At 67.7% G+C, this 23,327-nt stretch carries 23 protein-coding genes and 1 tRNA gene; 7 read left to right on the top strand and 17 right to left on the bottom strand.

The window, feature by feature from the left end:
* Positions 1 to 140 precede the first annotated feature (140 nt).
* Positions 141 to 2,711 carry a winged helix-turn-helix domain-containing protein gene (locus J4H92_RS11310; protein WP_208098297.1) on the top strand — a complete coding sequence of 857 codons (2,571 nt, stop codon included), beginning with the start codon at positions 141 to 143 and terminating at the stop codon, positions 2,709 to 2,711.
* 27 nt (positions 2,712 to 2,738) lie between these two features.
* Here the strand turns inward: J4H92_RS11310 and J4H92_RS11305 are convergent, their stop codons facing one another.
* The 8 genes from J4H92_RS11305 to chrA form a co-directional block, all read right to left on the bottom strand.
* Entirely contained in the window at positions 2,739 to 3,020 is a 282-nt protein-coding gene (locus tag J4H92_RS11305) for an SHOCT domain-containing protein (protein ID WP_208098296.1), read from the bottom strand.
* 31 nt (positions 3,021 to 3,051) lie between these two features.
* Positions 3,052 to 3,495 carry a DUF6325 family protein gene (locus J4H92_RS11300; protein ID WP_208098295.1) on the bottom strand — a complete coding sequence of 148 codons (444 nt, stop codon included), beginning with the start codon at positions 3,493 to 3,495 and terminating at the stop codon, positions 3,052 to 3,054.
* 27 nt (positions 3,496 to 3,522) lie between these two features.
* Entirely contained in the window at positions 3,523 to 3,912 is a 390-nt protein-coding gene (locus tag J4H92_RS11295; RefSeq protein ID WP_208098294.1) for an SHOCT domain-containing protein, read from the bottom strand.
* A gap of 117 nt (positions 3,913 to 4,029) precedes the next feature.
* On the bottom strand, positions 4,030 to 5,046 hold the full coding sequence (locus J4H92_RS11290; RefSeq protein WP_208098293.1) for an aldo/keto reductase family protein: 1,017 nt from the start codon (positions 5,044 to 5,046) through the stop codon (positions 4,030 to 4,032).
* A 159-nt stretch (positions 5,047 to 5,205) separates the two neighbouring features.
* Positions 5,206 to 5,391 (bottom strand): hypothetical protein, encoded by a 186-nt coding sequence (locus J4H92_RS11285; protein ID WP_208098292.1) that lies wholly within the window; start codon positions 5,389 to 5,391, stop codon positions 5,206 to 5,208.
* A 246-nt stretch (positions 5,392 to 5,637) separates the two neighbouring features.
* Entirely contained in the window at positions 5,638 to 6,366 is a 729-nt protein-coding gene (locus tag J4H92_RS11280; RefSeq protein WP_054682433.1) for a VIT1/CCC1 transporter family protein, read from the bottom strand.
* Between the two features lie 5 nt (positions 6,367 to 6,371).
* Positions 6,372 to 8,330 (bottom strand): heavy metal translocating P-type ATPase, encoded by a 1,959-nt coding sequence (locus tag J4H92_RS11275; protein ID WP_054682432.1) that lies wholly within the window; start codon positions 8,328 to 8,330, stop codon positions 6,372 to 6,374.
* 72 nt (positions 8,331 to 8,402) lie between these two features.
* Entirely contained in the window at positions 8,403 to 9,617 is a 1,215-nt protein-coding gene (gene chrA / locus J4H92_RS11270; protein WP_069600599.1) for a chromate efflux transporter, read from the bottom strand.
* 218 nt (positions 9,618 to 9,835) lie between these two features.
* Here chrA and mobF point away from each other — a divergent pair, with 218 nt between their 5' ends.
* On the top strand, positions 9,836 to 13,285 hold the full coding sequence (gene mobF / locus J4H92_RS11265) for a MobF family relaxase (RefSeq protein ID WP_208098414.1): 3,450 nt from the start codon (positions 9,836 to 9,838) through the stop codon (positions 13,283 to 13,285).
* A 16-nt stretch (positions 13,286 to 13,301) separates the two neighbouring features.
* On the opposite strand, the gene J4H92_RS11260 is transcribed toward mobF, so the two are convergent.
* The 4 genes from J4H92_RS11260 to J4H92_RS11245 all read right to left on the bottom strand — a co-directional run bounded on the left by J4H92_RS11260 (position 13,302) and on the right by J4H92_RS11245 (position 14,570).
* Entirely contained in the window at positions 13,302 to 13,739 is a 438-nt protein-coding gene (locus J4H92_RS11260; protein WP_341783080.1) for a protein-tyrosine phosphatase family protein, read from the bottom strand.
* A gap of 9 nt (positions 13,740 to 13,748) precedes the next feature.
* Positions 13,749 to 14,018, bottom strand: a complete 270-nt coding sequence (locus J4H92_RS11255) for a hypothetical protein (RefSeq protein WP_208098291.1) — start codon at positions 14,016 to 14,018, stop codon at positions 13,749 to 13,751.
* 5 nt (positions 14,019 to 14,023) lie between these two features.
* Positions 14,024 to 14,257 (bottom strand): hypothetical protein, encoded by a 234-nt coding sequence (locus J4H92_RS11250; protein WP_208098290.1) that lies wholly within the window; start codon positions 14,255 to 14,257, stop codon positions 14,024 to 14,026.
* Between the two features lie 94 nt (positions 14,258 to 14,351).
* Positions 14,352 to 14,570 carry a helix-turn-helix domain-containing protein gene (locus tag J4H92_RS11245; protein WP_243752299.1) on the bottom strand — a complete coding sequence of 73 codons (219 nt, stop codon included), beginning with the start codon at positions 14,568 to 14,570 and terminating at the stop codon, positions 14,352 to 14,354.
* Between the two features lie 52 nt (positions 14,571 to 14,622).
* On the opposite strand from J4H92_RS11245, the gene J4H92_RS11240 reads away from it, so the two are divergent.
* Positions 14,623 to 15,225, top strand: a complete 603-nt coding sequence (locus tag J4H92_RS11240) for a helix-turn-helix domain-containing protein (protein ID WP_208098288.1) — start codon at positions 14,623 to 14,625, stop codon at positions 15,223 to 15,225.
* A 67-nt stretch (positions 15,226 to 15,292) separates the two neighbouring features.
* Complete coding sequence (locus J4H92_RS11235) at positions 15,293 to 16,576, top strand: tyrosine-type recombinase/integrase (protein ID WP_208098287.1); 1,284 nt, start codon at positions 15,293 to 15,295, stop codon at positions 16,574 to 16,576.
* 79 nt (positions 16,577 to 16,655) lie between these two features.
* On the opposite strand, the gene J4H92_RS11230 is transcribed toward J4H92_RS11235, so the two are convergent.
* Both J4H92_RS11230 and J4H92_RS11225 read right to left on the bottom strand, forming a co-directional pair.
* Positions 16,656 to 16,741 (bottom strand) — tRNA-Leu (locus tag J4H92_RS11230).
* A gap of 92 nt (positions 16,742 to 16,833) precedes the next feature.
* Entirely contained in the window at positions 16,834 to 18,636 is a 1,803-nt protein-coding gene (locus tag J4H92_RS11225) for a DEAD/DEAH box helicase family protein (RefSeq protein WP_208098286.1), read from the bottom strand.
* Positions 18,637 to 18,704: 68 nt separating this feature from the next.
* On the opposite strand from J4H92_RS11225, the gene J4H92_RS11220 reads away from it, so the two are divergent.
* Together J4H92_RS11220 and J4H92_RS11215 are read left to right on the top strand one after the other, a co-directional pair.
* On the top strand, positions 18,705 to 19,562 hold the full coding sequence (locus J4H92_RS11220; protein WP_341783079.1) for an SGNH/GDSL hydrolase family protein: 858 nt from the start codon (positions 18,705 to 18,707) through the stop codon (positions 19,560 to 19,562).
* A 4-nt stretch (positions 19,563 to 19,566) separates the two neighbouring features.
* Entirely contained in the window at positions 19,567 to 19,899 is a 333-nt protein-coding gene (locus J4H92_RS11215; protein ID WP_208098285.1) for a spore germination protein GerW family protein, read from the top strand.
* Here the strand turns inward: J4H92_RS11215 and gluQRS are convergent.
* Positions 19,870 to 20,844, bottom strand: a complete 975-nt coding sequence (gene gluQRS, locus J4H92_RS11210; protein WP_208098284.1) for a tRNA glutamyl-Q(34) synthetase GluQRS — start codon at positions 20,842 to 20,844, stop codon at positions 19,870 to 19,872. The genes J4H92_RS11215 and gluQRS overlap by 30 nt on opposite strands.
* A gap of 46 nt (positions 20,845 to 20,890) precedes the next feature.
* Positions 20,891 to 21,769, bottom strand: coding sequence for an SDR family oxidoreductase (locus J4H92_RS11205; RefSeq protein ID WP_208098283.1), 879 nt, complete (start codon positions 21,767 to 21,769; stop codon positions 20,891 to 20,893).
* A gap of 79 nt (positions 21,770 to 21,848) precedes the next feature.
* Here J4H92_RS11205 and pdxY point away from each other — a divergent pair, with 79 nt between their 5' ends.
* Positions 21,849 to 22,700 carry a pyridoxal kinase PdxY gene (pdxY, locus tag J4H92_RS11200; RefSeq protein WP_208098282.1) on the top strand — a complete coding sequence of 284 codons (852 nt, stop codon included), beginning with the start codon at positions 21,849 to 21,851 and terminating at the stop codon, positions 22,698 to 22,700.
* 54 nt (positions 22,701 to 22,754) lie between these two features.
* Here pdxY and J4H92_RS11195 read toward each other — a convergent pair whose 3' ends face one another.
* Entirely contained in the window at positions 22,755 to 23,324 is a 570-nt protein-coding gene (locus J4H92_RS11195) for a MarR family winged helix-turn-helix transcriptional regulator (RefSeq protein WP_341783078.1), read from the bottom strand.
* Positions 23,325 to 23,327: the final 3 nt, after the last annotated feature.

Genomic DNA, 23,327 nt, shown 5'->3' with positions numbered 1-23,327 from the left:
ATCCCTACCCTCCTAGGTCTGCGGCCGTGACACGGCCGTACGACCAGTATCCGCCACGGCCCCCCGCTCCCGTCACGAGGAGTCACACTCCGCGGGTGATGGGGTTCCCAGAGACCGGTCGAGCACCCTAGATTACTGGTATGGCCGTCCGAACCGTCGAGCGCGCGTCAGACGGACCGAGCAGATTCCGTCCTCCGAGGCGCCAGCAGGCTCACCTGGAACGCCCTCGGCTGCTCGAGCTGATCGACGAACGGCTCTCCGCCGATCCGGTGCTGCTCGTCGCCGCGCCGAGCGGCTACGGGAAGACCTCGGCCGTCGCGGAGTGGGCGGGCGAGCGCCTCGGCAGAGCGGCCTGGCTGACCCTGGGTCCTTTCGACACGGATCCCGCCAGGATCGGGATCGGGGTGCTCCAAGCCTTGCAGGAGCTCGCCCGCTCGGATGGCGGGGAGGATCTCCGGGGCCTGCTCGAGCTCGAACCGGGCGAGCTCGAGCCCGAGACCGCCTTCGACCTCGTCGCCGAGGCCCTGCTCGAAGCGGAGTCTCCGGTGCATCTCGTGGTCGACGATGCGCACCGCGCCCAGGACCGATTGAACGAGGGGCTGCTCGGCGCGCTGATCGACGTCGGCTGCGATCCTCTGAGGCTGATCCTCGTCGGCACCAATTACGTCGAGATCTCCCTGAGCCGGCTGATTCTCTCGCGCCCGCACCAGGTGATCCGGGCGAACGACCTCGCCTTCGACCTCGAGGAGATCGCGCGGCTTACGGCCGGCGCCTCGCCCCGACCGGCGCCGGAGGCCATCCTCGCCGAGACGAAGGGCTGGCCGATCGCGATCCGCTTCATGCAGCTGGCGGGCATCAGCCCGGACGCCAAGCGCAGTCCCGACGAGATGCTGATGCGGGATTACGTTCGCGACTATCTGCTCTCGGCGGTGCCGAGGGAACTGGCCGACGTCGCGCTGCTGACCTCCGTCTGCGAGGAGATGACGGTCGGGATGGCCGCGGCCGTCTCCGGCCGGGACGACGCCGCGGAGCTGCTCGAGCGCTGCGTGCGCCTCGGACTCTTCATCGACCGCTACGACTCGCCGAAGGGCGCGGTGTACCGCTGGCACGGGGTGTTCGCGCGGCACTGCCGGAGCATTCTCGATCTGACCGATCCGGGCCGCCGAGAACGGGCCTTCGCCGCCGCCGCCGCGTTCGCGGAAGCGGATGGCCTCCCGCTCTCCGCCGCGAGCTACTGGCTCAGAGCCGGCGAGTTGGAGGCCGCCATGCGCACGGTGCTCTCGCGCTGGGTCGGCATGGTGGTCGGGCCGGACTCCGCAGCGCTGGACCGCTGGTGCGCGGAACTCCCCGCGCCTCACGACGACGACCCGCGCATCCTGCTCGTGCGCGCGTGCGCCCACGATGTGGTCGGCGCACGGGAACTCGCGCTCATGCTGCTGGGGCGGGCCGAGGCGCGGGCAGAAGCGCTGGGACGCGACGAGGCCTACGAGGAGGTTCGGGCGCAGGCCGCGCTCTTCCTGCTGGACGATCGCGCCGAACTGACGGCCGCCACGGCGCGGCTGAGGGCCCGGCTCGAATCCGGCGACGAGATGTCGCAGCACACTCGCGCCGCGATCCTCTACCTCCTCGGGTTCGCCGAGTTGCGGCATCGCCGCTCCCCCAGGCTCGCGGTGCAGCTCCTCTCGTCGGCCGCCGTCGAGGCCGAGGCCGGCGGCGATGTCATCCTCGCGGGACGCGCGCAGAGCAATCTGTCGTTCGCCCTCGCCTGGTCGGGGCAGCTGCGACGCTCGCGCGACGTGCTGGACCGCCGCTCGGAGGCCTCCGACGACGAGGCCTGGGTCGCCTATGCGGGAGGCGCCGCAGCGACGGCGGCCGGCTTCATCGCCTACTGGCGCGACGATCTGGAGCTGGCCGCAGCAGAACTGACCCGGGCGATCCGAGGAGGGAGTTCCGACGCCTCTTTCGCGGGCATCGCCCGGATGATGCTCGCGTTCACCGCGGGAGCCTCACGCGATGCGCAGACGTGCCACCGCGCAGCGAGGGAACTGCAGGCGATGCCCCGCGAGGAGCGCCAGGGCGTCTCCTGGCCCGCGTTCCGACACGCCTCGCTCGCGTCGCTGCACGAAGCCGCCGGACATCGCGATCGCGCACTCAAGATCGTCGCGCACTATCAGGATGCGGACGACCTCCCGCTCGTGTCGGTCATCCTGGCGGGCATCGCGACGCGGGCCGGGAGGACGCGCCTCGCCGCGAGACTGCTGAGCAGGCTGGAACGGTACCGCGCGATCTCCTACGTGCAGGTCTCCTCGCTCGCCACCGAGGCGCTGGCGCACGCGCAGGACGGTCAGCAGCAGCGCGCTCACGACCTCGCCGAGCAGGCCGTCGAACTCGCGACCGACGAAGACCTGAGGCGCCCCTTCTCCGGCGGCGGGCTCGAGATGCGGAAGCTCCTGACCGAGCACCTGGCCTGGGGCACTCGGTACGAGGAGTTCATCACGCTCTGCCTCTCACCGCGACACGCCTCGGGCCCTCTCGACGCGCTCTCGGAGCGGGAGCGCACGGTCTTCGCCCAACTGCGCACCACGAAGACCACGCAGGAGATCGCGGAGGCGCTCGGGGTGTCCATCAACACCGTGAAGACCCACCAGCGCGCGATCTACCGCAAGCTCGGCGTCGCCACCCGACGGGACGCGGTTCGGCTGTTCGCCTGAGCCGGGCGCTCCCGGACCGCCCGCCGCTCAGCCCAGCAGGCGCGCCTTCGCCGCGGCGAACTCCTCGGCCGTCAGCAGACCGGACGAATGGAGTTCCGCGAGCTTCGAGAGCTCCGCGGTCAGATCCGGCGCGCTCCCGCTCGGCTGAGGCGCCGGCGCCGGCTGGGGCGACGGGGCCTCCGGCGCCATCTGCGCCTGGGCGTCCTGTCGCCTGCGCAGCGCGCGATTCTGCATGGCGTTCGCCGTGCCCGTCACCACCGCGGTGCGAGCCGCGAGACCGATCAGTCCGGGCCGTCCAACTCTTCGCATGTTCCCTACTCCTCTCGGGCGAGCGATCTGCTCAGCTCTCCAACGCCAGCTCGACCGCGGCATTGACCGCGGGCGCCGGGATGCGCTCGGTGGCGACCACTACGCTGCCGTCAGCGGCGAGTCGCTCCGCAAGCTCTCTGGCCCACACGAGCTCGAAGGCGACGATCGCCGCTGCGCCGCCGCTCGGCACCCGCTCGGCGAGGGCCTCGATGTCCTCCTCGGCGGACAATCCCGGCGCATGGAGGTGGAGCTCGGCGAGGCCGAACTCGACCGGATCGATCTCGCGGATCTCTATCGCACCGCTCGCCGACTTCACCACGACCACGAAGTCGAGCAGCCGGACCGTGCCGCCCCGGATCTGCGCGGCGAGGGCGTGCAGCACCGCCGGCGAGGGGCCGCTGCCCTCGAACAGGATCACGTTCAACTCGACGGGCCCGAACGAGACCTCGCTCGGCTCAGGGATTTCGGTGCTCATTTCCGCTTCTTCCGTCTTCTTCGCGTCTCAGACGGCCAGAGCGCGGGACTTGAGCTGGTCGTACTCGGTCTGAGAGATCGCACCGCTCTCGAGCAGCCGGGCCGCCTTCTCGATCTGCGTCGCGGGATCGGTCTGCGCGACCGAGCGGATGTAGTCCTCGGCCTCGCGCTTGCCCTCTCTGACGGCCTGCGAGTTCCGCTCGCTCATGCCGTCGCCCCGAGCGACGAGGTAGACGAGCGCGGTCAGGAAGGGCACGAAGATCAGGAAGACGATCCAGATCGCCTTCGCCCAGCCTTTCAGCTTCTCGTCGCGCACGATGTCGGCGAGCACCGTGAAGAGCGCCATCAGGTAGGCGATGAAGATGGTGGCCCAGAAGAACCAGCCGATGACGGCCCAGAACGATTCCCAGAATGACATTGCGCGTTACCTCTCTCGAAGAGCATCGGACCCGGCAAGCATCCCAGTGCGAGCCGTGGCAGAGGTCTCTTCTCATCCTGCGCGGGCGATCCCCGGCGATGCGGGTCGCCCCAGGGTTCAGGGGTTCGCGGGGCGCTGCTGCGGCGCGTTCCGCACCGTCTCCGCCGGGTCCGTCACCGCGACCGGGGCGAGGATCTCCTCGGCACGATCCAGCAACGCGTCGTCGATCCGCTGCTCAAGCACGGCCGTGTTGCTCGCGACCTGCTCGGGGCGCGACGCCCCGATGATCGCCGACGCGACATTCGGATGGCGCAGCACCCAGGCGAGCGCGAGCTGGGCCGGCGTGACCCCGGCCTCCTGCGCGAGCGGGAGCACCCGTGCGACCGCTTCGAGAACGTCCGTCTCGAGGAATCGGCTCCGCTGCTCCCCGCTCTGCTCAGCGAGCGCCGCTCGAGAGCCTTCGGGCAGCGGCTCGCCGGGACGGTACTTGCCGGTGAGCACCCCCTGGGCCAGGGGCGACCACACGATCTGCGAGAGCCCCAGCTCTTCGGACGCGGGGATCACCTCGCCCTCGATGACACGCCACAGCAGGGAGTACTGGGGCTGATTCGAGATGAGCTGGATCTTCGCCTCGCGGGCGAGTTCCACTCCCCTGCGGATCTGGTCCGCATTCCACTCCGAGACCCCGATGTAGAGGGCCTTTCCCGAGCGCACCACGTCCGCGAACGCGGTGATCGTCTCCTCGAGCGGCGTCTCGGTGTCGAAGCGATGCGCCTGGTAGAGGTCCACGTAATCGGTGCCGAGCCGGCTCAGCGTCCCGTCGATCGACTCGAGGATGTGCTTCCTGGAGAGCCCCTCGTCGTTCGGCCCCTTCGGGCCGGTCGGCCAGTAGACCTTGCTGAAGATCTCGAGCGATTCGCGTCGTTGCCCGCGCAGCGCCTCGCCCAGCACGGATTCCGCACGCGTGTTGGCGTAGACATCGGCGGTGTCGAAGGTGCTGATGCCGACGTCGAGCGCAGCGCGGACCGTCGCATGGGCGGTGTCGTCGTCGACGGAGGATCCGTGCGTGAGCCAATTGCCCAGGATGATCTCGGAGACCTTGAGTCCGCTGTTGCCCAGATACACGTGCGCCATGACGTTCCCTCCCGCGCCGTGGCGCGATCGTTGCGGCAAGCCGGTCGGCGGCCGCACCTTCACGCTACGCTGAAGCCGCCACCCCGTACAGTCCGCTACCGAGTGTTACCGGATCCGTGCGCGATTCGACAACCCGGCCGCTCCCGGGGCGGCCGGGCGCTACTCCGCAGGGGAGGGCGCCCCGTCATCGAAGCAGGCGAGGTCGCCCTCATGAATCGCACGGGCCCTCGCATCGGTGTCGGCGGTCATCCGGTATTCGTCGTCCGCGCCCGCTTGCCCCAGATCGTCATCGGCTCCGAGATACAGCACGGCGTAGGAGTCGGTCGCCGCTTCTTCAGGCTCCAACGCGGAACGGCCCCTGACCTGAGATATAAAATCCCAGGTCAGGGGCCATTTCATTCGCGTGCGCGAGGGGGGACTTGAACTGATCCGTTCCCCCTCGCACACGAAATCGTGAATCGGCGTTCTGCCGCATGATTCCGCGGTTTCTGCGAGGCCCACCTGTGGATAACTGCACCGCGATTCACAACCTAGCAGCGTCGGTAGCACATGAGTTAGCACATGAAAGCGGGCCGGATCACGAGAAGCGGCCTATCCGATGGCCACGCCAAAGAGTGCCCCAATGGCGTATGTGGCGATCATGGTCGCTGAGCCCATGACCACGTTCCGGAGAATTGCGCGACCGCGCGGCGCGCCACCGAGCGCAGCGCTGATCCAACCGGTGAGGAAGAGGCCGATCACAACTGCGATGGCTGCGATCCAAACTCGGTGTCCGCCGACGGGGAGCAAGATCATGATGAGTGGGATCAGCGCTCCAACGGCGAACGCAATGAACGATGACACGGCGGCTGCCCACGGGCTTGTGAACTCTTCATGGTCGATTCCGAGTTCGACCTCTGCGTGAGCGGCGAGAGCGTCCGTCTCGGTAAGCTGCACCGCGACCTGATGTGCGAGGTCATCTGAGAGGCCCCGCTGTCGATAGAGCTCGGTGAGTTCTTCAAGCTCCTCCTCGGGCATGGTTTCGAGCTCCCACCGTTCTTTTGCGATGAGCGCTTTCTCTGTGTCGCGTTGGGTGCTCACCGAAACATACTCTCCGCCAGCCATTGAGAACGCCCCGGCAACTACGGCGGCGATACCGGCCGTCGCGATTGCCAGTACGTTGTTTGGTGTAGCGGCAGCGACACCGACGACGACACCCGCGGTAGAGACGATGCCGTCGTTTGCGCCGAGCACCCCTGCACGTAGCCAGTTCAAACGTTGGCCCACGTTCTGCAGGTGGGCTTCGCCGGGATGCGGCGTGGTGCTTGAGTCGGATGCCATATTGTTCATTTCCTGTCTTGGGTCGTGCTGAAGTGAAGTTGTTCCGTCGATGCGACTGGTGATGATCGTGTGATTCGCTCAGATCGTGGGCCGACTGCACGGAGTGCGCCGAGGATGGCCACCAGGTCAACGACTTCTTGCAGCCACGCGCCGAGGAGTGCTGGGAGGAACCCGAAGGCGGCGATGAGCATGAGGCCGACGCTGATGATGATGCCGAGCCAGATGCTTTGCAGTGCGATCCGCACGGTGTCCTTGCCGATGCTCACCGCGCGCGGCAGGGCCGAGAGCGTGTCGTAGCGGTTCACGATGTCCGCAGACTCCGATGCTGCGGTTGCACCGCGCGCCCCCATTGCGAAGCCAATATCCGCAGCAGCGAGCACCGGGGCATCGTTGAGGCCGTCACCGACCATGATGAGCGGGCGGGGCTGCACGCTACTGACAATGCGAACTTTGTCGCCGGGGCGGCACTCCGCGTGCACCTCGCTGATTCCAAGGCGCCGCGCGATGGGTTCGGCGGTGGCTGCAACGTCTCCGGTGACCATGAGCGTACGCTCGATACCGAGTGCGCTCAGCTGACGGAGAGCCTGGGCTGCTTCTTCGCGCACTTGGTCGCGCATGACGATGGCTCCGGCGAAACGGCCATCGACTGAGACGTAGATTGCGAGTTCCCCTGGAGCAAGGTCTGCCAGCACGAGGTCCGGCGCGGAGTGGCGCACCCAGGAGGGCTTGCCGACACGAACCGTCACTGCCTCAGGTGCGTCAGGAGTGCGGAACACAGCCGCGACTCCGTTTGTCGCGATCTCCTCGGCATGTTCGGCTTCGACGAGCGACAAGCCGTGCTGTTTCGCGGCCTGCACGACGGAGTCCGCAAGCACGTGAGAGGAGTACACCTCCGCTGAGGCTGCGAAACGCAGCAGCTCGTCTTCGCTGGCGCGGTCGGCGGGCAGAAGGCGTTCGAGCACTGGCTTGCCGGTAGTGATGGTGCCGGTCTTATCGAATGCCGCCGAGCGGGCTCGTGAAAGCTGTTCGAGGGTGCCGCCGCCCTTGACGATCAGCCCGAACCTCGCGGCACGGCTCATGCCACCGAGAAACGCGACCGGCGCGGCGATCAGCAGCGGGCATGGGGTCGCCACCACCAGCACCTCGGCAAACCGGACAGCCTCTCCACTGACCGCCCACGCGATCCCGGCGATCACGAGCGCGAGCACTGTGAACGGCACCGCGTACCGATCTGCGAGCCGCACGACTTTGGCTTTGCTCCCCGCGGCTTGTTCGACGAGCCGAACAATCTGCTGATACTCGCTCTCGGCGGCCGGAGCCGCAGCCCGCATGGTGACTGCGGCTTGTCCATTCACCGCACCGCTCGACACTTTCTCTCCCGCGTCACGCTCAACGGGCAGACTTTCACCGGTCAATGACGACTCATCGAACACGGCGTGCTCGGAGACGAGGATCGAGTCCACAGGCACGAGTGCACCCGGCCGCACCAACAACAGATCACCCACCTCGACTTCTTCGACCGGTATGTCCTCGGTCGTGACCTCGGCAGTATGCCCGTGCATGTCCGCGCCGGGTGCGCTTGGGGCGAGGATTCGCGTGGCCTGCTGGGGTGCCTTACGCAGCAGCGCGGTCAGTTCCCGCTTCGAACGGTTCTCAGCGTAATCTTCGAGGGCCGCCCCGCCGGTGAGCATCAGCACCACCACGAGCGCCGCCCACGGCTCCCCAACGAGCACTGCAGCGGTGATTGCCGTCACCGCAAGAATGTCGAGCCCGGCGTGCCCTCGGATGAGCTGCCGGATCATCCCGACCGCCTCCCACCCGGCAATCACGAGCGCATACGCACCCACAATCCAGCTGGCCGACTCAATGGCCGGAGTCGCTAAAAGAACCAACCCGATCATAGCCACCAACAGTGTTGCGATCACGAGTGGATATGCCCTGACCAGAGATGAAAAACGGCTCATGCTTCAATCCTCCCAGGCAGGCACGCTTCTCGCATTGCAGGCCAGCCTCGCCTGAGTATCCGCGTAGCGCGTTCAGAGCAGCAATGCCCCGGCTCCTGCGGCCCCGAGCACTACCGCCCATGCCGGTGTTTTCCAGGACGTGAGTGCGACAAACGCGAGTGCCGCGACGACGAGTGATGCGGCGTTCGTGACACCCGCGGTGAATACGGGGTCGTACAGCGCGGCGGCGAGCAGCCCGACGACTCCGGAGTTCACGCCCGTCAGCACACGCTGCACTCTCGGCGCACGACGCAACCGCTCCCAGAAGGGCAGCACCCCCATCACGAGCAGCGCAGACGGCAGAAAGATCGCGAGCAGCGCAATGGATGCGCCGAGCAGCCCACTCGGGCCGCCCGTGGTGACCGCTCCGAGAAACGCGGCGAAGGTGAACAGCGGCCCTGGCACCGCCTGCGCGGCACCATACCCCGCGAGGAACGCACCCGGCTCCACCAGTCCAGTCTGCACTGTCTCAGCCTGCAAAAGCGGGAGCACGACATGCCCGCCGCCGAACACGAACGACCCCGCACGATAGAAGGTGTCAATCAGGCCTACCGTGGCGTTGCCGGTGAACACAGCAAAAATCGGCAACCCTGCGAGCAGCATGACGAACACAGCCAGGCTCAACCATCCGACTGCGGGCCGCAGGCGCACCCGGAAACGCGGTTCATCGTTCTCGGTCGTGCTCGGGGATCGACAGACGAAGAACCCCGCGATCCCGGCCAAGGCCATCGCGCCGAACATCGTCAGCGGGCCGGGTACGAGCAGCACGACAGTGAGCACCCCGACAGCAATCGTCGCTCGTCGCGCATCAGGCGTGAGTGACTTTGCCATCCCGAGCACAGCATGACCCACGACCGCGACCGCCGCAGCCTTCAGGCCCAGCACCCATCCAGCCTGCGATACGTCGCCAAGGGTCGATACGCCGAGCGCGAACCCGAACAGCAATACCGCAGATGGCAGTGTGAACCCGAGCCATGCCGCGACAAGACCGAGTATTCCAGCTCTCTGCAAACCGATCGCCATGCCGACCTGGCTTGATGCCGGGCCGGGAAGAAACTGGCACAATGCGACAAGATCCGCATACGCGCGATCACCCAGCCATCTGCGTCGCTCGACGAACTCTGCTCGAAAATATCCAAGATGAGCGACCGGGCCACCGAACGACGTGCACCCTAACCTCAAGAACACCAGAAGGACCAGCAATGGCGCGCCAAAGTCGGTTCGACGGCCACCTTCTGCGGATAACATTTCTTACTCAGAATGGGGCACCATCCGGGACTGGCGCTACTCGCCGCGCTGCATTCACGCAGTGTTCACTCGCGGCTCAGAAGCCGTCACCGACTTACGCGAACCTTCCGTGTCGCACAGTGCGATTCTAAGATCGCTCTGCTGACTTCTGAATGAACGTACACTACCGTAGTAGATACATATGTTGCTAGTTTAGGAACATAAGGAGGGTGAGCGCGATGCATGGCGGTGTGGTCTTCTTCCGGGGAACCGGGGCTGATGCGCTGCGCTATGTCGAGGCCGACCGCCTGCGTGCTGACGACTACTACCGCAGCGACGGCACCAGCGGCATCCAGTACGCGGTGCTCGACGCCACAGGCGAGACGGTCAGTGCCCGTGACCTGAGTAGCGAGGAGTACAACGGGTGGGTGGATTGGATCAACCCCGACACGGGCGAGCGGATGGGGCGACCCCGCGCGGCTGGCCCTGATCGTCAGGGTTCGGCGCGGTTTGGTGAAATGACGATCAACGGCCCGAAGTCACTCTCTATCGCAGCAGCCCTCCACCCTGACGTGTCTGAGGCGTTGGATCGTGCGCAGCAGGACGCGCTGGCGGAGATTCAGCGGTGGCTCGGCCAGCACTCCGTGACTCGCGTCGGCGGGCGCGGCAAGCAAGAGGTCGTGCCGGTCGAGTACATGCAGGTCGTCGGGATTACGCACCGCACGTCGCGCGCTGGTGACCCGCACCGGCACATTCACATGCAGATCGGCACCAGGGTGTGGGCTGTCGGGAAGTGGCGCGCACTCGATACCGGGGCGCTCATCAAGCAGCAAGGCGCGATCCGTGCTCTCGGCACGGCGGTCATCGCCGCGCACCCGGAGCTTGCTGAGGTGCTGGATCGTCACGGCCTCACGCTCGACCCCGTTACCGGCGAGGTAGTCGAGTTGGAGCCGTTCAACGCCTTGATGAGCAAGCGGGGTGAGCAGGTGCATCGGAACCTGAACCGGCTCGAAGCCGAATGGAACGCGGCGCACCCTGGTGAGACGATGGGGCCGGTCGTATTCTCGCGGCTCACGGCGCAGGCATGGGCGCACGAACGGCCCGCGAAGAAGCCGACCACGCTCAGGGAAGAGGAAGCCTGGCTGACCGAACTCCGAGAAGCCGGCTACGACCCCGCAACGCTGCGCCGGCCTGCACGCCCTGTGCCGGCGTCGCCGGACGAGCTATCGGTGCAGCGGATCGCCTCGCGCGCCTTGGATCGTTGCGCGGCTGGCGCATCGGCGTGGAATCGCCATACGGTGCAGGAGCATGCAACCCAGATCATCACCGAGGCCGGGGTGCGCGCAACCAGCCAAGAGTTGCGCGACCTCATCACCGCTGCAACACGCCTCGCGCTCGAAGACTGCTTCTCGGTACTCGCGCCAGGTGCGCCGACGCCGGAGCATGTGGCGCACCTCACGAGCCTGCGCGTGGTGCAGGCCGAGACGGAACTGCGCGACCTGATCGCCGCACGAGTGCCAGACCGCGAGCCGAAACCCGCTGACGTGCGCGCAGCGGCCGAGGCGCGGGGTCTTGATGCGGGGCAGGAGCGCGCCGCCGCTGCCGTCGCATCCGCCGACCCGTTGGTGATCGTTGAGGGAGCAGCGGGCGCAGGGAAGACAACGATGCTCGGCGTTGTAATCGAAGTCGCGGCCGAGCAGGGTAGGCCGTCGCGGGTGGTTGCGCCGACGAAGCGTGCCGCACTGGTGGCGCGCGACGAACTCGGGGTGCCGACTGCGAGCGTTGCGGCGCTCGTGCATGCGCACGGGTGGCGGTGGAATCGTGACGGCGTATGGTCGCGCCTCGCGCCGGGCGACACTGACCCCGAGACCGGCAACGCCTATCGCGGCCCATCCGAAAGCGCGCGGCTCGCACACGGCGAGCGGGTCATCGTTGACGAGGCGGGGATGCTCGACCAAGACACCGCAATCGCCCTGCTGACCGTCTGCGCCGAGGCAGGTGCGACGGTCGCGCTGGTTGGGGATCGTGCGCAGCTCGCAGCCGTCGGGCGCGGCGGGGTGCTCGACATGGCCGCGCAGCTCAGAGGGCGCACGTTCGACATGGCCGAAGTTCACCGTTTCGCCGATCCCGCCTATGCCGAGGTCACGTTGCAGATGCGCGACGGCAGGAATCCCGGCGCGGTCTTCGACCAGCTCGCAGAACTTGGGCTTGTGCGCCTCCATACGGGCGGCGATGAGTTGAGAGAGCACATCGCCCAGGAGCGGCAGAACGACGAAGCTGTGACGGGGACCTCGAACGACGAGGCGCGCGCCGTGAACTCGAGTATTCGCGACAAGCGCGTGGCACGCGGCGAGGTCGACGACCGCAGCACTGCTTACGGGAACGATGGCCTCCCCATCGGCGCGGGCGACCTGATCCAAACCCGCAAGAACAACACCCGCTTGGGGGTGGCGAACCGGCAGCAGTGGATCGTGCAGCATGTCGCAGACGACGGCACCGTCACCGCAAGGGAAGCAGGGAGCGGGCGGAAGCGACCGCGCACCGTGCGCCTGCCTGCCGAGTATGTGGCCGAGCACGCCCATCTGTCGTACGCGGCGACTTCTTACGGGGTGCAGGGCGCGACCGTGCCCGCCTCGCACACGATCCTCACGGGCTCGACCAGCGCCGCGAGCGTCTATGTCGGCATGACGAGAGGCCGCGAGTCGAATCTGTTGCATGTCGTGGCCGAGGACTTGGATCAAGCGCGAGTGCAGTTCGTGGCGGCGATGGAACGCGACCGGGCCGACCGTGGCCTTGCCGACGCGACCCGTCGCGCGGCCGAGGAAGTCGCCGGGCTCATCGAGCACGGCCCGGCGCAGTTCGTGAGCGACGAGATAGCCGCGCTCATGCAACGGGCGGTGACTGCTGAGGCGCAGGCCGAACGCTGGCAGCAGATCGGCGCTGCTCTTGCTGACCTGAACCAGCGCGAGACAGCGATACGCGAAGCGGCAAGCAAGACTGAGCGGCAGGCGAGGTCGCGCGCCGAGCAGGTGCGCGTCGAGGTCACTGCGCCCATCGTCTCGGCGGCGAGGACGGCACTTGCCGAATGGCAGCAGGCCGAAGCCGCCGAGCAGATGGCAGGCGAGCAAATGCGGGCCGCGTCGTGGTTCGGTAGGCGGCGCGCCCGCGACGAGCAGGATAGCGCCAAGGCGCGAACCTATGACGTGCGCCAGCAGTTGGCGAACGAGTGGGGCGAGCCGCCGAGGTGGAACGAACGCCCCGATGCCTGGGTAGAGCGAGTCACCCGCCCGAAGATCAACACCGACCCGCGCCTGATCCAAGCAGAGCAAGCACACGGGGCGGCGCGTGATGAAGTCCTGAGCAGGCCCGAGCGGGCACAGACCGCACGCTTGGCGGCGTTCGGTCGCGTCTTCGGCGCAGAGCGCGTCCTCCGCAACCGCGACGCCTACCTGAGCACCAACCCCGCACAGCGCGCCACCAGCGCCGCTCAGACGGCGAAGTACGCACGCGCAGAGGCCGAGCTACTGCGCTCGCTCACGCCCGCCGAGGCGGTCGCGCGGATCGGGCAGACCCGAGCCGCCGAAGCCGCCCGCGAAGAAGCCCGACGGGCGGCGCAGGAGCGCGCCAGCCGCTACGACTACGGGTACCGCCACACGCCCCCGCAGAGCGGCCCGGCGCGCGGCCTGTGAGCCGACGCCGTTCGCGTCAGTCGATGAGGGCGGCTGCGACTTCGCTCACCCAGCGTCGTTGCCCGCGAGTCTCTACCGCGTGCGGGTGGTAGTGCGCTCGCACCCAGGCAACGGCATCGCTCGCGGGAACACCGCTCATCACCGCAAGCACGGCTAATGCGGTTCCCGTGCGCCCGATACCCCCACCGCAGGCAATCTCGACTCGCTCCGTGGCGGCTCGCTCATACGCTTCACGAAGCGCCGCGACTGTCTCCGGGGTCCCGTCCGGTCGTCGGAAGTCACGCCATCGCACCCATTGGTGCGGCCAATCTCCGACACGGGGAGCGCGACCCGTCAGATAGACCCCGAACTCAGGATCGAGGGTGTCATGGCGCGCCGCGCGAAGCCCGCGACCTCGAACGCGGCGACCATCGGGTAACTCGACAATGCCGCCACCCGGCTCCCATCGCCCCACGAGCAGAGCTTAGGCGCTGGCGTAGCGTTGGCGGGCGGCTTCGCCGCTGGTGCCGATCGCTTCACCGACCTCGCGCCAGGAGAGCCGCTGTTCGCGTGCGGTGCGTACCGCTTCGGCGAGTTCTCGTTCTGCGGAGTCGCGCCGCCAGGCGGCGAGCTTGACCGCCATGACTGGGGGCAGCGGAGCGTCGGCGTCGCCGGGCTTGGGGTCGTAGTTCTCGAACGCGTCCGCGAACTCGTCGGCGCGTGCCTTGATGTCTTCGATAGAGCGTGGAGCCATGATGTTCACCTCAAATACTTGGATCGGGCCGGACGCATCGCGTGAGCGATAGCGATGATGCCGTGCCATTCGATGACTCCGACTTCGACCAGGGTTCCGGTCTCGTCGGGGCCGATGAACATGGTCATCGCGTCGTCTTGCACGAAGTGCCGGACTGGGTAACGGAGCGCATGGAGCATCGCCGCATCCGTGACGCCGTGCCGGTGGGCACTGTCAAGGATGAGCGGGTCTGATTCCATGTCACAAGTTTACTTGCCGCAAGTTACCTTGTCGAGTGGGCGGGGTGAATACTCAGATAGCGCGGGTGTGCCGATTCGGCACCGCCGCAGAGTTTTACGTCGTGGGGGTGTCGTCGGCGTCGAAGAGGCGCAGGAACTTCTCGCGCGGGATCACGACCCGACGGCCGAGTCTCACGGAGGGGATAGCCCCGTTCTCGATGCTCGCGGTGATCGTGCGCGGATCAACGCCGAGTGCCGCTGCTGCCTCCGCGCGTGTTACGACCGCGCTGCGCGAGGCCCGCAGATCATCCAGGGTCACCGTCACCGATCTCATCACACACCAGCCGTTCCTAAACAAGATTCATATGATCCCAATAAAGTACATCATGGAACTTGACGAGTCAAGAGTCGGCATATACGTTCCTAGTATGGAAACAGAGAGAGTGCGGGGGAATCCCGCTGGCATCACCCACGAGCACGTCGCCCAGAACATCCGCACCGCGCGCCAGGCCATCGGCATGGACGTGCGCACCGCCGCCCGCCTCATGACCGAGGCGGGCCGGAAGCTCGCCCCGTCGGGGATCAGCAAGATCGAGAACGGCGACCGGCGCGTGGACGTGGATGACCTCACCGCCCTCGCCTATATCTTCCGCACCACCCCCGCCGCGTTGCTCACCCCGCCCGCAGAGGCCGTGACGCTCACGGGGGTGCCGGAGTTGTTCATTCCCGAAGAGATACAGGCCTGGGTCGCAGGCAGCGTGAAGCTCACCACCGACGACCTCGTGCGCTACTGGAAAGAGCAGCGGTTCCTGGCGATCAGTTCCGGGCACTGGGCTGAGGAAATGCTCGCCAAGTACGACCGTGGCCAGGTTGGTGTCACCCCGCGCGAGGTGTACCAGCAGCGCTACGACCGGCAGACCGCACGCGAAGCCGAGGCCACCGGCAGGCTGTTGCAGATCGACCCGAACGCTTCCCTCACATTCGAGTAAGCCGGGTCGCAGAGCTACCCGTGTCGCAGGGGTGCGGGTGAACCCAAGGAGAAAAAGGAGCCGGGCTATGGCACAAGTCAACGACCCGCCGCCGAGTGTGGTGGCAGACCCCGCTGAGGGGGTGACACAGAGACAGCAGCGGCGTTCGAGGTCGCGGCACGCGGGTTCGCTGGGCGACTATCAGACCCGTAAGGGGAAGCGGTGGAAGTTCCAGATCTATGTGCTCATCGACCCCGAGAAGCCCGAGCTGGGCGAGAAGCGGTTGACCCGTGGCGGGTTCACCGACCTCGAAGAAGCACAGGCCGCGCTCACCGAAGCGCTCAAGAAGCGGGCACGGAACGAGAAGTTCCAAGGCAAAACCCCGACCATCGCGGTGTATGCCGAGGATTGGGCGTCGTCGCTGCGGTTGGCTGATTCCACGATCAAGGGGTACCGGAAGATCATCCGCAACCACATCACGCCCGACCTCGGGAAGATCAGGATCGACAAGCTCACCGCCACCCGCATCGGCGCGCACTACCGCCAGTTGGAACAATCAGGTCGCAAGGACGAATACGGCAAGGGGCAACCGTTGTCGGCCAACAGCATCCACAAGGTGCATGTTGTCCTCGGAGCGATGCTCGACGCAGCGATAGACGACGGACTGCTGAGTGTGAACCCGGCGAAGAAGAAGCGCACGGTGAACGCGCCCAAGTCCTCGCAGGTACGCGCACAGAAACCGGAAATCGTGACGTGGACGGGCGACCAGCTCGCCACGTTCCTCGCTTGGAACCGTGACGAGTTGAAAGACGAGCTGTTCCCGCTGTGGCGACTCATCGCCTACACGGGGATGCGGCGCAGCGAGGCGCTGGCGTTGAAGTGGAACGACGTGAACGCCAGAACCGGGCGGGTGAGCATCCGGCGGGCGGTGAACACGGAGGACTGGACGACCACCAAGACCACGAAGACGGGCAACGCCCGCGTGATCGACGTGGACGCCGCGACCCTCAAAGTGCTCGCCTCCTACAAGGTCGCACGTGCCGAAGTGTCGTTCGACCTCGCCAAAGCCGACGCCTACGTCTTCGGTGACGACGAGGGCAAGCTCCGCTCGCCCGACGCCATGACGAGCCGGTGGGATCGCCGCATGAAGTGGACCGCCACGGTACACAAGACGCTCCCCAGGGTCACGATCAAGGGGCTGCGCCACACGCACGCCACACTCCTGTTGGAGTTGGGCGAGCATCCCAAGGTGGTGCAAGAGCGCCTCGGGCACTCCACCATCACCACCACGATGAACATCTACAGCCATGTCACCCCGACGATGCAGAAAGCCGCAGCAGACCGCTTCGCGGCCCATCTCGGGAACGCTTAGCACATATCTCAGCACATGGCACGAAAATGACCCCCAACCTGGTGATCTAAACCCCAGGTCAGAGGCCATTTTCCATTCGTGCGCGAGGGGGGACTTGAACCCCCACGCCCTAATACGGGCACTAGCACCTCAAGCTAGCGCGTCTGCCAATTCCGCCACCCGCGCGAACGAATCACCGGCACGTTCCGGTGAACAGAAATAACTTAGCACGGATCACCGGCGCAGACGAATCCGTCCGGCGCGGAACGGCACGGCCTTCAGGCGCTCAGCCTGCGCCGGAGCAGATCGATCCGATGCTGCAGCTGCGTGACGCTCGCCTGAGCCACCGCGGGGCCCCCGCACACGCGTCGGAGCTCGGTGTGGATCGCGCTGTGCGGCTCTCCCGAGACCCGCGCGTACATGCCGACGAGGCTGTTCAGCAGGCGTCGCTGCTCCCCCAGGGTGCGATGCAGCGCCTCGGGCGGCTCCGAGCGCTCCGGCGGGTGCTCCGCGATCCCCTGCTTCACCGCGCTGCGCTTCGCCTGCCGCGCCTGGCGCTGCAGCAGCACCCGTCGCACCTCGTGCGGCTCGAGCACTCCGGGCAGACCGAGGAACTCGAGCTCCTCCTCGCTCTCGACCTCGGCGTAGCCGCCGAACTCGGCACCGTCGAACACCGCGCGGTCGAAATGCGCATCCGATGAGATCGCCTGGTAGGCGAACTCCTTCGTGAGCTCTTCGGAGGCACGGTCCTCGCGCTCCGCCGCGGCGAGCTCCGCCGCCTCGGCGTCCCACGTCTCCGCCCCACCCGGGGCGTCGATCACGTGGCCGCGCTCCTTCTCGAGCTCGGCGGCGAGCTGCATGAGGTTGGGCACGTTCGGCAGGAACACCGAGGCGACCTCTCCGCGCCGCCGCGAGCGCACGAAGCGGCCGATCGCCTGGGCGAAGAACAGCGGCGTCGACGAGCTCGTGGCGTAGACGCCCACGGCGAGCCGGGGCACGTCGACCCCCTCCGACACCATGCGCACGGCGACCATCCATCTGCTCTCGTCGCCCGCGAACTGCTCGATCCGCGCGCTCGCCCCGGCGTCGTCGGAGAGGATCAGCGCGACCTGCTCCCCCGTGATCTCCCGCAGCAGTTTCGCATATGCACGGGCAGCATCGTGGTCGGTAGCGATCACCAGGCCGCCCGCGTCGGGGATGTGGTGTCGCACCTCCGAGAGCCGCCGATCCGCCGCGCGCAGCACCTGAGCGATCCACTGCCCCGCCGGATCGAGCGCGGTGCGCCAGGCCTGCGCGGTGATGTCCTTCGTGTTCCCCTCGCCGAGACGGGCCTGCATCACCTCTCCCGCGGAGGTCTGCCACTGCGTCTCCCCCGCGTAGACCATGAAGACGACCGGACGCACCACGCCGTCGGTGAGCGCGCGGCCGTAGCCGTAGTCGTAGTCGGTGAGCGAGACCCGCGAACCGTCGGGTTGGGGTGCGTACTGCACGAACGGGATCTCCGCATCGTCCGAGCGGAACGGCGTCCCGGTGAGCGCCAGCCGGCGCGTCGCGGTGCCGTAGGCCTCCCGGATGGCGTCGCCCCAGCTGAGCGCATCGCCTCCGTGATGCACCTCGTCGAGGATCACGAGGGTGTTGGCGAACTCGGCCAGGAGGCGGTGCTGGACGGGTTTCATCGCGACCTGGGCGTAGGTCACCACGACGCCGTGGAAGTGGCTGCCGTAGGCGAGCCGATCGCTGTTCGAGTAGCGCGGGTTGAGCCGGATACCTGCACGTGCGGCCGCGTCGGCCCACTGGGTCTTCAGATGCTCGGTCGGCGCCACCACGACGATCTGCTCGACCGTCCGATTGGCCCGCAGGATGGCCGCGAGCCGCAGTGCGAAGGTCGTCTTGCCCGCGCCGGGCGTGGCAGAGGCGAGGAAGTCCCTCGGCTGATCCGCGAGATAACGCGCGATCGCCTCCTCCTGCCAGGCGCGCAGCGTGCCGGCGGTGCCGCGGGCGGCCCGATCCGGGTAGGCCGGGGGCAGATGCTCGGCCGCGCTCGTGCCCGGCAGATGCAGGCTCGGGTGCGGATCGGTCACGACGTCCTAGAATAGTGGGCGACAGTGCGCGAGGCCGCAGCCGGTGGAGATTTCGGGAGGCTAGACCAGTGAGTGAGGCGCAGACGACGGTCACCTCGACGCTCGAATTGCCGTGGTCCCGGTTCGTGGCGATCGGCGACTCCTTCACCGAGGGGGTCGGCGATCCGGAGCCGGACAGCCCGGGCGGCCTGCGCGGGTGGGCGGACCGCTTCGCCGAGGTGCTGGCGCACCACGGCGACGACCTCGCCTATGCGAATCTCGCCGTGCGGGGAAAACTGCTCCGCCAGATCACGGAGGAGCAGCTGACCCCCGCGCTCGACCTGCGCCCGGATCTCGTGAGCGTCTGTGCCGGCGGCAACGACGTGATCCGGCCGGGCGGCGACCCCGACGATATCGCCGTGCAGCTCGAGTACGTGCTCCGCCAGTTCCGGGCGACGGGTGCGACGGTGCTCGTCTTCACGGGGGTCGACGTGGCGTTCCAGCCCGTCTTCCGGAGCATCCGGGGCAAGGTCGCGATCTACAACGAGAACCTCCGCAAGATCGCGCAGCGCCACGACTGCGTGGTCGTGGATCAGTGGGCGCTCGAAGAGCTGCAGGATCCCCGCTACTGGGCCGAGGATCGCCTGCACCTGAATTCGCTCGGCCATCACACCATCGCACGCGCGGCGCTCGACGCGCTGAACGTCCCGCACGATCTCGCACCGCTCGACCCGCCGCCGCTCCCCGCACGGAACTGGCGCCGAGCGCGCCAGGAGGACGTGGTCTGGGCCAAGGATCACCTGGTCCCGTGGGTGATCCGCCGCATCAGGCACGTCTCGTCCGGCGACCGGGTCGCGGCGAGACGCCCGGAGCCGGAGCTCGTCCGCCCTCCGGCGGCGAACGACGCCGCGGACCCTCGCGCGGAAGCGCCCGGCAGCGTAGGCTGATCGCATGGCCACGATCACGAAACAGCTCGCAGACACCGTCACCTCCGTGGGGGTCAACGCCGCGTACGGTGCCCCCGTCGAGCTCGACGGAACCACCATCATCCCCGTGGCCTGCGCCTCCTACGGGTTCGGCGCGGGCGAGGGGGGCACCGAGAGCACCGGCGAGGGGTCCGGCGGCGGCGGCGGCGGTTTCGCCACGCCGATCGGCGCCTATGTCACCCGCAACGGAACCACGCGCTTCGAGCCGAACACCATCGCGCTCCTGGCCGTCGGCATCCCGTTCGTCTGGGTCGCCGGACGAGCGATCTCACGGGTGGTCCGGGCGCTGAAGCGCTGACCCGTCGTCCGGCGCATCGCACCAGGTCCACGGTTCGAGCGGGATGCGAGCCGGATCGAAGCGTCCGAGCAGCTGCGGCATCGTGATCGTCTCGCCCGGCTCCGCCATCCCGAGCGAGACGGCGAGTCGGGAGCGCACCTCATCCGGCGCGACACCGCGCTCGGCGAGGTCGGACAGCGTCACCGCGCCGTCGCGCTTCGCCAGCCTCGCGCCGTTCGGTCCGAGCACGAGCGGGACGTGCGCATAGGAGACTCGGGGCGGGCTCGGCAGCCCCAGCAGGCGCTGCAGCACGATCTGTCTGGCGGTGGACGGCGCCAGATCATCGCCCCGCACGATCTGATCGACGCCCATCTCCGCATCGTCGACCACGACCGCGAGGTTGTAGGCGAACACGCCGTCTCCGCGGCGGAGCACCAGATCGTCGGCCCAGCCGCTCACCCGCCCCATCAGGAGGTCCTCGAACCCGAGCTCCTCCGCACCGCTCGGGGTTCGCAGGCGAAGCGCGGGAAGCCGGGGGCTGATCGCATCGCGCGCCGCAGCCCGCTCCCGCGGGGTGCGATCGCGACAGGTCCCGGGGTACGATCCTGGAGGAGCGTGCGGTGCGCGCACGGCATCGAGGATCTCGCGCCGCGCGCAGGTGCACTCGTAGACGAGACCTGCGGCGTCGAGCCGCGCGAGGGCGGATCGGTACAGCTCGATCCGTTCGCTCTGCCTGACGGCCCGCCCATCCCACTCGAGACCGAGAGCGCGCAGCTCCGCGAGCTGCGCCTCGGCGGCTCCGGCGTCTCGCGCCCGATCGAGATCCTCCACCCGCATGAGAAAGGCCCGACCGGTGCTCCTCGCGAAGAGCCAGGCGAGCATCGCCGTCCGCAGATTGCCCAGGTGCAGCTCGCCGGACGGGCTGGGGGCGTAGCGACCTGCTCCTGCGGATCCCTCGGAGGTCATCCCATGATTCTCCCACTCCGGCTGCGGTCCGGCGCGCCGGACGGGCTCAATCGAGGAAGATGTCGGGGAAGAGCGATTCGTCTGGGGTGCCGGGGATCGCGGCGTATCCCGCGAGATCGGTGATCCCCGCCTCCGCCAGCACCTCCTCGACGATGAGCGTGCGCCCCGTGAGTTCGCGCGCCGGAGCGGTCAGCACCTCGTAGGCGGCGTCGGCGTAGATCTCCGGTGTCCGGGATGCCGCCATCACCCGCTCCCCGCCGAGCAGATTCTTCACGGCCGCTGTGGCGATCGTGGTCCGCGGCCACAGCGTGTTCGCGGCCACGCCCTGCGGGGCGAACTCTGCGGCGATCCCGAGGGTGGCCAGCGTCATCCCGTACTTCGCCAGGGTATAGCCGGTGTGCGCCCCCAGCCACTTGGGGCTCAGGTTGAGCGGCGGCGACAGCGAGAGCACGTGAGGGTTCTCGGCCTCGAGCAGCGCCGGGAGCGCGGCGCGCGCGAGCATGAAGGTGCCGCGGACGTTCACGTCCTGCATGAGGTCGTACTTCTTCTCCGAGAGCTCCCTGGTGGTCGAGAGGTCGATCGCACTGGCGTTGTTGACGACCGCGTCGATGCCGCCGAACTCGCGAACGGCGAGATGCACGGCCCGGGCGATGTCCGCATCGTCGCGGACGTCGCCGACCACGGGAAGCGCCCGGCCTCCCGCGTCGCGGATCTGCTCGGCGGCGGTGTGGACCGTTCCCTCGAGCCTCGGGTGCGGCGCATCGGTCTTCGCGAGCAGCACGATGTCGGCGCCGTCCGCGGCGGCGCGGAGGGCGATGGCGAGCCCGATCCCCCGGCTGCCGCCGGAGATCAGGAGCGTGGCGTTCCGCAGCGTCCGCTTCCGCGGGGCCGCCGGGTCGGGTTCTCTGCGTTCCTGTGCGTTCATGCGGCCAAGGGTAGACCGAAAATCCCTCTGCGCCTCCGAGATTTGGTCCATCTCCACAGGCAGGTGGCATGATCGAGATATGCGTATCCTGTCCATCCAGTCCTCGGTCTCCTACGGCCACGTCGGCAACTCCGCGGCGGTGTTCCCCCTGCAGCGGATCGGTCACGAGGTCATGCCCGTCTACACGGTCGTGTTCTCGAATCACACGGGGTACGGCTCATGGCGCGGTCCGCTCCTCAGCGGTGACGACGTGCGCGGCATCGTGCAGGGCATCGATGACCGCGGGGGGCTCGACGATGTCGACCTGGTGCTCTCCGGCTACCAGGGCGGAGACGACATCGGGGACGCGATCCTCGATTCGGTCGCCCTCGTCAAGCAGCGCAACCCGGGCGCGCTCTACGCCTGCGATCCGGTGCTCGGCAGCGCGGCCTCCGGTTGCTTCGTCGCCCCCGAGGTGCAGCAGCTCATCCGGGATCGCGTGGTGCCCGCCGCCGATCTGATCACGCCGAATCAGTTCGAACTCGGTTTCATCACGGGCACCGATCCGCTCTCGATCGACGACACCCTCGCCTCCGTGGATCTCGTGCGCGACTCAGGCCCGTCGACGGTGCTCGTCACCAGCGTCCTCCGACCGGACCGTCCCGAGGACACGATCGAGATGCTGGTGGTGCACGGAGACGGCGCCTGGATCGTGCAGACCCCCCATCTCCCCTTCAAGGCGAACGGCTCGGGCGATGTGACCGCCGCGCTCTTCTCCTCGCACTTCAGAGGATCGGGCGATCCGGCCGATGCCCTGGAGAGAACCGCGGCCAGCGTGTTCGAGCTGCTGCAGAACACCCTCGACTCCGGCAGCCGCGAGCTCCGCCTGATCGAGTCGCAGGAGGCCTACGTCGCCCCGCAGCGATCTTTCGCCAGTCGACGCATCCGCTGACGGGAGCCCCGAGGCGAGACGCTCGGATCACGTCGCTGCGCGGCGACGGTGCGCCTACGGCGCCCCGCCGTCGCTGCGGTCGTCCCCGATGTCGCCGTCGAGGGAGAGTTCCCGAGCCATGTCCGTGAGGTAGCGGATCACGATCTCCCGCTCCTCGCGGCTCAGTCGCGCCGCAGCCGCGAACCGCTTCGACTGATGCCGACCGACCGTCTCCACGGCCGCCCGTTTCGTATCGGGCGTGATGGTGATGGCGAAGGCCCGGCGATCGGTCGGATGCACCTGCCGCGCGATGTGCCTCCCGCGCTCGAGGCGGTTGAGCAGTTTCGTGGTCGACGCCGATGAGATGCCGAGATGCGCTGCGAGAGAACCCGGGGTCGCTATCGCGTCCCTGTTCCCCGCGACGATGAGGTAGTGCAGGGCGCGCATCTCCTGCTTGCCGAGGCTCATGTACTTCTGGGCGGAGTCCGACATTCTCCGCTCGGCGTCCCTCAGCTCGACGTGCGCCTTCATGAGACGGGCGATCTGCGCCACGTCTTCGGGATCCATCCCCGACCGATCGACGAGTTCGCCTCTGGGATCGCTCGAGTCGACATCGTAGAGACTCTCGGACACCGGATCACTCACGTC

The organism is Leucobacter weissii (assembly GCF_017565745.1).
In the GTDB taxonomy this organism is placed as follows: Bacteria; Actinomycetota; Actinomycetes; order Actinomycetales; family Microbacteriaceae; genus Leucobacter; species Leucobacter weissii.
The sequence above is the reverse complement of the archived record's forward strand: the minus strand, read 5'-3'. Positions and strand labels throughout refer to the sequence as shown.

What these genes read in the sequence shown, in the direction of transcription:
- J4H92_RS11275 (WP_054682432.1), bottom strand. Translation starts at nt 8,330, where the DNA reads ATGAGCCGTTTTTCATCTCTGGTCAGGGCATATCCACTCGTGATCGCA.
- J4H92_RS11255 (WP_208098291.1), bottom strand. Translation starts at nt 14,018, where the DNA reads ATGGCTCCACGCTCTATCGAAGACATCAAGGCACGCGCCGACGAGTTC.
- J4H92_RS11305 (WP_208098296.1), bottom strand. Translation starts at nt 3,020, where the DNA reads ATGCGAAGAGTTGGACGGCCCGGACTGATCGGTCTCGCGGCTCGCACC.
- J4H92_RS11290 (WP_208098293.1), bottom strand. Translation starts at nt 5,046, where the DNA reads ATGGCGCACGTGTATCTGGGCAACAGCGGACTCAAGGTCTCCGAGATC.
- J4H92_RS11240 (WP_208098288.1), top strand. Translation starts at nt 14,623, where the DNA reads ATGGAACTTGACGAGTCAAGAGTCGGCATATACGTTCCTAGTATGGAA.
- chrA (WP_069600599.1), bottom strand. Translation starts at nt 9,617, where the DNA reads ATGTTATCCGCAGAAGGTGGCCGTCGAACCGACTTTGGCGCGCCATTG.
- J4H92_RS11245 (WP_243752299.1), bottom strand. Translation starts at nt 14,570, where the DNA reads ATGAGATCGGTGACGGTGACCCTGGATGATCTGCGGGCCTCGCGCAGC.
- J4H92_RS11235 (WP_208098287.1), top strand. Translation starts at nt 15,293, where the DNA reads ATGGCACAAGTCAACGACCCGCCGCCGAGTGTGGTGGCAGACCCCGCT.
- J4H92_RS11280 (WP_054682433.1), bottom strand. Translation starts at nt 6,366, where the DNA reads ATGGCATCCGACTCAAGCACCACGCCGCATCCCGGCGAAGCCCACCTG.
- J4H92_RS11300 (WP_208098295.1), bottom strand. Translation starts at nt 3,495, where the DNA reads ATGAGCACCGAAATCCCTGAGCCGAGCGAGGTCTCGTTCGGGCCCGTC.
- mobF (WP_208098414.1), top strand. Translation starts at nt 9,836, where the DNA reads ATGCATGGCGGTGTGGTCTTCTTCCGGGGAACCGGGGCTGATGCGCTG.
- pdxY (WP_208098282.1), top strand. Translation starts at nt 21,849, where the DNA reads ATGCGTATCCTGTCCATCCAGTCCTCGGTCTCCTACGGCCACGTCGGC.
- J4H92_RS11205 (WP_208098283.1), bottom strand. Translation starts at nt 21,769, where the DNA reads ATGAACGCACAGGAACGCAGAGAACCCGACCCGGCGGCCCCGCGGAAG.
- gluQRS (WP_208098284.1), bottom strand. Translation starts at nt 20,844, where the DNA reads ATGACCTCCGAGGGATCCGCAGGAGCAGGTCGCTACGCCCCCAGCCCG.
- J4H92_RS11250 (WP_208098290.1), bottom strand. Translation starts at nt 14,257, where the DNA reads ATGGAATCAGACCCGCTCATCCTTGACAGTGCCCACCGGCACGGCGTC.
- J4H92_RS11310 (WP_208098297.1), top strand. Translation starts at nt 141, where the DNA reads ATGGCCGTCCGAACCGTCGAGCGCGCGTCAGACGGACCGAGCAGATTC.
- J4H92_RS11215 (WP_208098285.1), top strand. Translation starts at nt 19,567, where the DNA reads ATGGCCACGATCACGAAACAGCTCGCAGACACCGTCACCTCCGTGGGG.
- J4H92_RS11295 (WP_208098294.1), bottom strand. Translation starts at nt 3,912, where the DNA reads ATGTCATTCTGGGAATCGTTCTGGGCCGTCATCGGCTGGTTCTTCTGG.